General features: G+C 31.1%; 12 protein-coding genes. 6 read left to right on the top strand and 6 right to left on the bottom strand.

The window, feature by feature from the left end; translation table 11 throughout:
* Positions 1-155 precede the first annotated feature (155 nt).
* The gene (locus tag ACSULM_RS12160) at positions 156-1010 is read left to right on the top strand and encodes an arginase family protein (protein ID WP_436863057.1); all 855 of its coding nucleotides are present in this window, start codon (positions 156-158) and stop codon (positions 1008-1010) included.
* Between the two features lie 45 nt (positions 1011-1055).
* On the opposite strand, the gene trhO is transcribed toward ACSULM_RS12160, so the two are convergent.
* Positions 1056-2006, bottom strand: a complete 951-nt coding sequence (trhO, locus tag ACSULM_RS12155; RefSeq protein ID WP_436863055.1) for an oxygen-dependent tRNA uridine(34) hydroxylase TrhO — start codon at positions 2004-2006, stop codon at positions 1056-1058.
* Between the two features lie 348 nt (positions 2007-2354).
* Between trhO and ACSULM_RS12150 the strand changes: the two genes are divergently transcribed.
* Entirely contained in the window at positions 2355-2825 is a 471-nt protein-coding gene (locus tag ACSULM_RS12150) for a peptide-methionine (S)-S-oxide reductase (RefSeq protein WP_436863054.1), read from the top strand.
* Between the two features lie 63 nt (positions 2826-2888).
* Here the strand turns inward: ACSULM_RS12150 and ACSULM_RS12145 are convergent, their stop codons facing one another.
* On the bottom strand, positions 2889-3020 hold the full coding sequence (locus ACSULM_RS12145; RefSeq protein WP_436863052.1) for a beta-class phenol-soluble modulin: 132 nt from the start codon (positions 3018-3020) through the stop codon (positions 2889-2891).
* Positions 3021-3287: 267 nt separating this feature from the next.
* Positions 3288-3863: a TetR/AcrR family transcriptional regulator gene (locus ACSULM_RS12140; RefSeq protein ID WP_436863049.1), complete on the bottom strand. Its 576-nt coding sequence runs from the start codon at positions 3861-3863 to the stop codon at positions 3288-3290.
* A gap of 128 nt (positions 3864-3991) precedes the next feature.
* Between ACSULM_RS12140 and ACSULM_RS12135 the strand changes: the two genes are divergently transcribed.
* A complete protein-coding gene (locus ACSULM_RS12135) occupies positions 3992-4720 on the top strand; it encodes an ABC transporter ATP-binding protein (protein WP_436863047.1) in 729 nt (242 codons plus the stop codon).
* Entirely contained in the window at positions 4717-5811 is a 1095-nt protein-coding gene (locus tag ACSULM_RS12130) for an ABC transporter permease (RefSeq protein ID WP_436863045.1), read from the top strand. The genes ACSULM_RS12135 and ACSULM_RS12130 overlap by 4 nt, the downstream gene beginning before the upstream one ends.
* 89 nt (positions 5812-5900) lie before the next feature.
* Here ACSULM_RS12130 and ACSULM_RS12125 read toward each other — a convergent pair whose 3' ends face one another.
* From ACSULM_RS12125 to ACSULM_RS12115, 3 genes are read right to left on the bottom strand one after another with little or no spacing between them, the layout of a single operon-like run.
* Positions 5901-6653, bottom strand: a complete 753-nt coding sequence (locus ACSULM_RS12125; RefSeq protein WP_436863044.1) for an amino acid transporter — start codon at positions 6651-6653, stop codon at positions 5901-5903.
* 4 nt (positions 6654-6657) lie between these two features.
* Positions 6658-6930, bottom strand: a complete 273-nt coding sequence (locus tag ACSULM_RS12120; protein ID WP_436863041.1) for a hypothetical protein — start codon at positions 6928-6930, stop codon at positions 6658-6660.
* The gene (locus ACSULM_RS12115) at positions 6927-7538 is read right to left on the bottom strand and encodes an ABC transporter ATP-binding protein (protein ID WP_436863039.1); all 612 of its coding nucleotides are present in this window, start codon (positions 7536-7538) and stop codon (positions 6927-6929) included. Before ACSULM_RS12115 ends, ACSULM_RS12120 begins: the two co-directional genes overlap by 4 nt.
* A gap of 359 nt (positions 7539-7897) precedes the next feature.
* Here ACSULM_RS12115 and ACSULM_RS12110 point away from each other — a divergent pair, with 359 nt between their 5' ends.
* Together ACSULM_RS12110 and ACSULM_RS12105 are read left to right on the top strand one after the other, a co-directional pair.
* Entirely contained in the window at positions 7898-9331 is a 1434-nt protein-coding gene (locus tag ACSULM_RS12110) for a YhgE/Pip domain-containing protein (RefSeq protein WP_436855981.1), read from the top strand.
* Positions 9332-9353: 22 nt separating this feature from the next.
* Complete coding sequence (locus ACSULM_RS12105; protein ID WP_436855980.1) at positions 9354-9806, top strand: MarR family winged helix-turn-helix transcriptional regulator; 453 nt, start codon at positions 9354-9356, stop codon at positions 9804-9806.
* Positions 9807-9925: the final 119 nt, after the last annotated feature.

Here is a 9925-nt window from a genome sequence, read left to right as displayed (position 1 = left end):
TGGTTATTAACATCTTACAATAGAGTGCCGTTTATGGGCATTTTTTTTATGAAATTTTAAGAGTGTTGCACTTAATATTACAATCCGTCAAACAAAAAAAGCTAATTTGAATTACAATAAATATAGAAATGAATAAATCTATGGAGGGATTTTTTATGAATCGTACGATTAGACTTATTGCACCAGACTGGCAAGGTGGCGGGAGAGAGGCTTATTATCACGGAGCTCATTTATTGAGTTGGTTATTGCCGAATAACAATAATCAACAAGAATTTAAAATTGACGTAGCAGCACCTAATGAAAATGCTCTAGAGTTAGAAAATGGAGTCTACGGTCAGTCTCAAATTATAGATAATGTAAAACAAGCACGAGCAATTTTGAAAACAGAGCAACCAGAAAAAGTAATCACATTAGGTGGTAATTGCATGGTGTCGCAAGCGCCGTTCGATTACTTAAATGAGAAATATGGCGATGAATTTGGGGTCATTTGGATTGATACGCATCCAGATATATCGTATCCAAAAGATTTCACAAATGAACATGCGATGGTTGTGGCAAATTTATTGGGAGAAGGAGATAGTGAGTTATCAAACTTGATGAACAAGCCGTTGACGACCAATCAGTTCTTATATGTCGGACTTCAAAAGTTATTAGATTTTGAAGCAGAAAATCTTGAAAATTTAAAATTCGACTATAAAGTTCAAGGTACAGATAGTTACAATTATGAAGAAATACAGCGATGGATAGATGATAATAACTTTACCAAAATTGCAATTCACTTTGATATTGATGTATTAAATCCTAACGAATTTCGTTCAACTTATTTTGCCGAGCCTAATGTTGAGTCATTTCCAGCAGCTTCAGGTCAAATGTCACTGTCACGTTTAAATGAGATTCTTACAGGTATTTCACAAAATAATGATGTGGTTGGATTCACGGTAGCTGAGTATATGCCATGGGACGAAATTAATTTAAAAAATGCGCTTAAAGATTTAAATATTTTTCAATAAAAAAACGCCTCTGCTAAATTTCAATAGTAGAGGCATTTATTATACTTATTTTACTAATTCTTTGAAGTTTTCTAAGCGTTTCGCTTTTTCTTCATCACTAATGTTATGTTTTTTTACATAACGGTTATTTTCATGTGCTGCACATTCATGTGAGCATGCACCTAAATAACGAGCTTCATTTTCTTCTGATACAAGAATCTGTTTGTTACATTCAGGATTGCTACAGTTGATATAACGTTCACATGGCGTAGCATCAAACCATTCTTTACCGACCACTGTTTTATCTACGTGATTGACTTCAACGCTTATACGTTCATCAAACACATACATTTTTCCATCCCAGAATTCACCTTTTGTTTCAGGATCTTTGCCGTATGTTGCAATACCACCTTCAAGTTGACTTACATCTTCGAATCCTTCTTTTAAAAGGTAACCTGAGAATTTTTCACAGCGAATACCACCAGTACAGTAAGTAACGATTTTCTTATCCATAAATTGGTCTTTATTTTCTTTAATCCAATCAGGTAAGTCTCTGAATCTTGTAATATCAGGACGAACAGCACCACGGAAATGCCCTAAGTCATATTCATAGTCATTTCTTGCATCAATAACGACTGTATCGTCTGATAATAAAGCTTCTCTAAATTCTTTTGGTGATAAGTAGTTACCAGTAAGCTCTCTTGGGTTAACGTCATCTTCAAGGTCTAATGCAACAATTTCTTGTCTAGGACGTACATGCATTTTTTTGAATGCATGCCCTTCAGCTTCATCTATTTTGAAAGTAATGCCTTGGAATCTCGCGTCATTTTTTAAAGCTTCCATATATTTATCAGTCGCTTCGACAGTACCAGAAACTGTGCCATTGATGCCTTCCGTAGATACGAGAATACGTCCTTTAAGTTCTAAATCTTTACAAAAATCTAAATGCGCAGTAGCAAATAATTCGGGGTCTTCAATCGTTGTATATTTGTAATACAATAATACTCTATAATCCATAAATTACTCTCCTTTTAAATATATTTTTCATACCAATGTATATATCATATGCGTTAGTGTGTGTTTGATTTATTAATACGAATCACAAAAATACCATTATTACATTATAACAAAAAAGGGATATTATTCAATTTATAAATTTAGATATATTTAATAAAAATCATGTATCGTACAAATATATATGTAGAATAGTACTAAAAAATTTGTCTTAGAACTACATTCAATTTTTAAGTTTCAGAATATAAAATGATTCATAGAAAGGTACAGTTATTTGTAATATTTGGAAACAAACGATTGAAAGCACTATAATTAATAAAATAAAACATTATTAAGAGGTGAATCATAAATATGGAAACTGTGTATTTAGCCGGTGGATGTTTATGGGGTGTTCAAGCATTTGTAAAAACACTTCCAGGAGTGATACACACAGAAGCAGGAAGAGCTAATGGTACTACTAATACATTAGAAGGCGATTATGATGGCTATGTTGAAGTGGTTAAAACAGAATTTGATCCCAGTATAGTTACAGTTACAGATTTAATGTATTACTTATTTGAGATTATAGATCCATACAGTGTGAATAAACAAGGAGAAGATGTGGGTTTAAAATACAGAACAGGACTATACAGTGTAGACACAAGACATTTAAAAGAGGCACAACGATTCATTGAAAAATTTGAAAATCATCATTTGATTGCTACAGAAATATTACCATTAACCAATTATGTTAAAAGTGCTGACATACATCAAGATAGATTATCTCGCTTTCCGAATGATTATTGTCATATATCTACAAATTTACTTAATAAATATAAATAAAGCCCCCAGTTCTATACAATTCTCCGAATGGAGCGTTATAGAAGGGGGCTGTTTTGTGCGTATTTATTTAAAGAAACCTAAAATAAAGTCTACACCTTTAGCTAAAACATCAGCGATACTAACACCCATAGTTGCGCAGTCGTGAGCGATACCTGCGTTTACTGCGTTACTAATTGCTTCTACGATTCCTGCCATGTGAAACACTCCTTTTATTTTAGAAATTTAAAATTAAAACTTTCGCTTTAATTTATTAAGTACAATATACATTCAATAATTAATAAATTGAGTAAAAATGCCTAACTCATCATTTTTAATTCCTAAGTGTAATAATAGTTTTTTATATGAATTATTGGAAATAAATAGTTATTTTAATTTTTTGTAAATTTTTAAATATGATGCGACATGTTTTTGAAAAGTATGTAAAGTTTTGTATATAATGTGATTTATTCTTTATTATGACCATTATCCTAATAAAGAATCAGGAATAATTGTATTAATGATGTCAGATAGTTCTTCAGGTGTTTCCTGTTGGCCATTATTTACCCACTCTTGAATAATTCCAAAAATAGCATTACTGATAAACACCACAAAATAATGTTTTTCTTTTTCTGTGAAGTTAGACTTCTTAATGTAGGGGAAAACATTTTTTTCAGCATTATACTGCAATGTTCTTTTTAATTGATTTTGAATATCTGGAGAACCATTATTGGAAATAAGTAGTAATAGCAACTCGGCTTCGTTACTCCAAAAATGAATCATATGATAATACAATAAATGTCGCTCATGAGACAATAAATTTTTAACCCTTTTACTACCTTCTTTTGTGATTTCATACTGATATTGTTGTACTAAATCGAATTTATCTTTGTAATGTAAATAGAAGGTACCACGACTAATATTTGCAGTTTCACAAATATCTTTTACTGATATAGCATCATACTTTTTAACTTTTAATAGTGAAAGTAACGCTTTTCTGGTACTTCTTTTTGTTTTGAGTATACGTGCATCTGTTATCATTTCTTCTTTCAAGCTTATCACTCCAAATATTATTAGACATATTTTTTATTATGTTCATTAACGATCATTTTCCCGTTGCTTTTAAAAAATAGAGGGTTATAATCGCATTATGAATGATAATTGACACTGTGTCTAATAGGAGGGAGAATATGTCTGAACTAGTAGCAAAATTAACAGGCGCAACTAAATATTACGGCAAGAAAAAAATACTCGATAATATTGAAATCGAGCTACCTTATGGAAAAATATTAGGACTAATTGGCCCTAGTGGTTCAGGTAAGACAACTACAATTAAATGTTTAATGGGCATGGAAAAGTTAGATGGTGGTCATGCACAAATCTTTAATACTGAAATTCCTAATCGCAAAATTTTGAATGAAATAGGTTACATGGGACAAAGTGACGCATTATATGAATCGTTAACTGCCCGTGAAAATCTAGTTTTTTTCGGAAATTTAATGGGATTAAAAGGAGACGATTTAAAACAAGCCATTGAGCAGAATATGCAACTAGTCAATTTGGAAAGCAAATTGGACAATATTGTTAATACGTTTTCTGGTGGTATGAAACGTAGATTATCATTAGCTATTACTTTGTTATCTAATCCTGATTTTATTATATTAGATGAGCCGACAGTCGGTATTGATCCAAGTCTGAGAAAAGACATTTGGAAGCAATTGAACCAATTAACCGAAGCTAATAAATCAATCATTGTGACAACACATGTGATGGGAGAAGCTGAACGTTGTGATTATATTGCACTTATTGTTGAAGGTCGCTTATTCACAATGGGCACACCACAAGAACTGAAAGCTAAATTCGGGGTAGATTCAATAGAAGAAGTATTTATTAAAGCAGAAGCGGAGGTACAATCATGAGATTTAAAGCAGTCTTTATACGAGTAATTAAAGAATTATTACGAGATAAAAGAACACTGGCATTGATGTTATTTGCACCAATTTTAGTATTAACTTTGCTTTATTTCGTCTTTGATACCAATTCGGAAACTAATTTGAAAATTGGTATAGATGACAATGTGCCCAATAAAATTGTAAATGCTTTGCCATCTGATAAGGTAGATATTGAAAAAATAGATTCAGCAAACTCAATAAATAAAACTATTGTAGATTCAAATTTGGATAGCTATATTTCAAAAAATGGGACAGAATTAGAGGTAACCTATGCAAACGAGGATCCGAATAAGACAGCTTCAACTAAGCAATTACTTGGTAGTGCAATCCAAAAAAATAAAATGCAAGATATGATGAAAATTGTTGAAAAGATACCTGGAAATATGAAACAAGGGCAAGTACAACAGGATGATGCTACAAAGTTAGATAATCATTATTTATATGGTGATGTAGATAGCACTTATTTTGATAAAATGTTTCCAATTTTAATTGGCTTCTTCGTATTCCTCTTTGTTTTTCTGATTTCTGGCATTGGTTTGTTGAGAGAGCGTACGAACGGTACACTTGAACGTTTATTAGCGACTTCAGTGAAACGCAGTGAAATTGTGTTTGGATATTTAGCGGGTTACGGCTTGTTTGCAATTTTACAGACATTGCTAATTGTATTTTATGCGATTCTGATTTTAAATATTGAGGTTGCAGGTAATATTGGATGGGTATTATTGATAAACATTTTAATTGCACTCGCTGCTTTAGCAATGGGGATATTCGTATCGACATTCGCGAACTCTGAATTTCAAATGATACAGTTTATTCCAATCGTTGCAATTCCTCAAGTTTTCTTTTCAGGTATTATACCTTTAGAGAATATTGCAAATTGGGTCAGTGTTATTGGTTATTTATTTCCTTTAAGATATGCAGGTGATGCTTTGACAAATATTATGATTAAAGGACAAGGCTTTGAATTCATTTGGTTTGATATATGTATTCTCTTCGTCTTTATTTTCGTATTCACTGTTCTTAATATCATTGGATTGAAACGCTACAGAAAAGTATAAATCAAGAGCTAAACAGCAAGGCTTCTATAAAGTTTAGAAGCCTTGCTGTTTAATTTTACATTATAATTATGAAGAGATGATAAATAGGATTAATATTCTAAACGTTTAAACATTTTAAGACCGATGAAGTAGCAAATAGCTGAATATATGAGTGTTGTTAACAACATTAAACACAGTTTAATAAAAAAGTCATTTAGATTATAAGCTTCATCATAGCCATTTGGAAATAAGTATTTTAAGCCATGAATCATAGGTGATATGACCATGAACATGAGTAATACAATAACACCTAAAATATTAAATCCTGTGGATAATTTCATGGATAACATGATAGAAAAACATATAGCAATTAAAGTGATACAAAAAAGTCCTATAATACTTAGCAATGTACTAAAATTGGTTGCAGTTGAATTTGATAAAAACAAACCAGACGCATAATCAAAATTATGAATATAAGTGAAATATAAAAGTATAGATGAAATAAATAAAATTAAATAGTATATAGCATACATAGCTAGTAAAACAATTAATTTTGAATTATAGAGATACGCACGACTTGTATCCTTATAAAAAATGAGTCTGCCGGATTCGTATTCTTCGAAGAAAAGATAACTAACAAAATAGGTCATTAAAATTAAAGGAACTGCAAATTGCGATTGTGCAAGTAAAACTCCATAAAAGAATTCTAAACCCGAAAGAGCATTACTTTCTCCACCGATTTGCATAAAATTTGTTGGAAGAATGAGTGTTATTAGATATAAAAATGGATAAAGGGCTATCGCATAAAAAATCATTGCTGAAGTACGAGAAGATACATTTAAAAAATTATTTTTTACTAGCATTTCGTTACTCCTTTTCTAAATCATCAAAGTACTGATACAAATTATCTTGTGTGCTACTAGAGCTTACAAGTGTGTATTCTTGAACCAAATATTTGATGATATCATTATATTCATTAGAATTTTCGTTAATAATAACTTCGTTTTCTTTTATATCTGTGATTGTTGAGTATAAAGCTAATAGTTCTGAACGATGCTCAGGATATATAGATTCTTGAACTACGACTTTAATGAATTGTGCTTTGCTATAATCAATAGGTGTAAGTTTTCCGTTTTTCAAAAGGCAAATCTATCGCAAACTTCTTCTAACTCGTTCAATTGATGACTAGAAATAAGTAGCGCTATTCCTTTTTGGGAAACCCAAGTTCTTAAAGATTGAATTAATGTTTTGACTCCGTTTGGATCTAAACCAACAAAGGGTTCATCCATGATTGCTAATTCAGGTTCATCTAGCAAGCACATAGCTAAAGATAAACGTTGTTTCATACCAAAAGAGAAATCTTTTATTTTCTTATTATGTGTATGTGATAGTCCTACAAGTTCTAGCATATTATCGATATTATTTAAAAATTGAGTTTTATTATTAACCTTTAAATAATAAATTAAATTTTGCCTTGCCGAAAAATGTTTGAAATGTACCGTATCAATCATGATACCTACATTTTTTAATACATTGTGATTTTGGAAAATATTATTATTGTGCAAAGTAATTGTTCCAGAAGTCGGTCTTTTAGTCTTTGCTATCATTTTCATAAGGGTTGTTTTACCAGCACCATTCTTACCAATTAAACCTACAATTTCTCCTTTGTTTATATTTAAAGAAACGCCATCGATAATATTAAAGTCCGAACCTTTAAACTGTTTATATAGATTTTCTATTTTTAACATGATGTCCTCCTTTAGAATGTATGCATATTATAAAATTACGCTTTTTATTGTTAGTTCGCAATACACTAAATTAGTTATTTTATGAAATTATTATGTATTCCATTTACAATTAATTATATGTATAAATGGAATTTCAAACTTTAGAATTTCTGATGTTTTGAATTACAGAATTGACAACTAGTTTTGGTAAGCGTATGATATAAAACTGTATAAGGGGTGTACTATTTTAAAATTAACTTTGCATTAATATTCTAAAAGCATGAGTAATAAGATAAGGCTGATGATTTCAATTGCAAAGATTTTTTAATCTCTAACAGTACATAGGGTGTACAATATAAAAAGTAGAAAGGTCGAGTCAAATGTTTAATGAATTTAAATTTATTTTTAGAAATAAAATGCTTATTGTGGCACTTATTGCAATTGCAGCAATTCCGCTATTATATGTAGCATTATTTGTTGGGTCTATGTGGAGTCCATATGATAAAACGGACCAATTAAAAATTTCTATCGTTAATCAAGATGAAAATGCAAAATTGAATGGTGAAAAGGTCACAATTGGGAATGATGTTGTAGATAAATTAAAGGATAACGACAAATTTGATTTTCAAAATGTTTCGGAAAAAGAAGCATATAAGCAATTAGAAAAAGGGGAAAGTGTTGGTACAATTATTATTCCTAAGGATGCGTCCAAAAATGCGACAACATTATTAGATAAAAATCCTAAAAAAATAGAGTTGGAAACACAAGTTAATCCAGGTTCTAGCTATACAGGGAGCCAGTCAGCACAAAAAGCAATTGATACGGTTACCAATTCAATAAAAGACAATATTAGAAGTAACTACTTAGATCAATTATTTGCAAGTGGAAAGAAATCACAGTCAGGATTCCAAGATACGTCTAAAGCTTTAGGACAAATGTCAGATGCAGAGTCACAATTAATTGATGGTAACCAACAAGTGACAGATGGATTAAACCAATTAGCACCAGCAGTTGGACAACCAGCACAGCAGCTAATATCAGGCAATCAGCAAGTTACAGACGGTTTAAATCAATTGAAACAAAATAACGATCAGTTAAAAGATAAAATTGATAAGTCAGTCAAACAACAAAAAGGGGTAGCATTTGAAGGTGATAACGAGAAAGCCTTAAACAATGTGACGAAAATAAATGAAAATAATATTACAAAAGCCGATAAATATGGTGAAACGATTGTGCCATACATGGCGAGTGTAAGTTTATTTGTAGGTGCTGTTTCATTTAGTGCAATTTATCCACTCAGAAAAATGCTAAGTAATGACATCACATCGCTAAAACAAGTCTTTGGTAAATTACTTCTTTACATTGTGCAAGGGACGCTGTCTGCACTGTTAATGAGTAGCTGGGCAATTTTTGCACTTAATATGTCAATTGATGATATCGGTAAATTTATACTTGTAGGTTTACTATGGGCAATAGCGGCAATTACAATCACAACTTTCTTAAGTCTATTATTAGATAGAATTGGGTTATTTATATCTATGGTTTTACTTATTTTACAATTAAGTTCGAGTGAAGGTATGTTCCCGATTGAATTGTCAGCACAATTCTTTAGATGGATTCACCCATTCTCACCAATGTCTTATGCCATTCAAGGATATAGAGAAGCAATATTTACGCATGCTGGGCACTTTGATTTTGGATTTGTAGTAGCATTATTAGTAGGTATTATTGTAGTAATGATTATTTTACAATACCTTGTGTTACTATGGTTTAATAAGAGAGACAAGGTTCCTTTCTCATTAGAGTTTAAATAAGCGCAAAGTGGAGGTGCTCATTTTGGAAAGTGTAGATCGAACGATAGAAGAAGCAATTACTAAATTTCAGATTGTCATGTTGTATTTGAATAAAGAAATTGTTGAAATTGTGAAAGAAACAGGGCTAAGTAATTTATTGTCACGAGAACAGATTGAAGCCATGAGAATCATCAAGACTGAAGGAAAAGTGACGATTAATGAGCTCGCACAATTACAGAATATATTTAAAACAGCTGCCTCTAAGCGCATCGCTAAATTAGAAGAAATGGGTTATGTACAACGTGCACATTCTAGTAATAAGCGTATTAAATTAATTACCTTGAGTGATGAAGGTGAAATGTTTCTGAAAAAAGCAACTTCTGTTATGACAGAAGCTGTTAAGGAACGTTTGGGAGATAAATTTACTACGGAAGAAGTTCATAATTTCGTGGATCAACTTACAAAAATAGATAATGCTTTTAAAGCGAGTAAGTAAATACTGAGAAATAGAATTACAATATTAGAACAGGCTGGGACATAAATGTCTCTGACTAAACAGAAAACGATAATTTCTATTGAAATAATGTAGAAATTATCGTTTTCTTTATTTTTATC

This window comes from Staphylococcus caeli, assembly GCF_051413795.1.
GTDB lineage: Bacteria > Bacillota > Bacilli > Staphylococcales > Staphylococcaceae > Staphylococcus > Staphylococcus caeli_A.
This window is presented reverse-complemented; position numbering and strand designations above follow the sequence as displayed.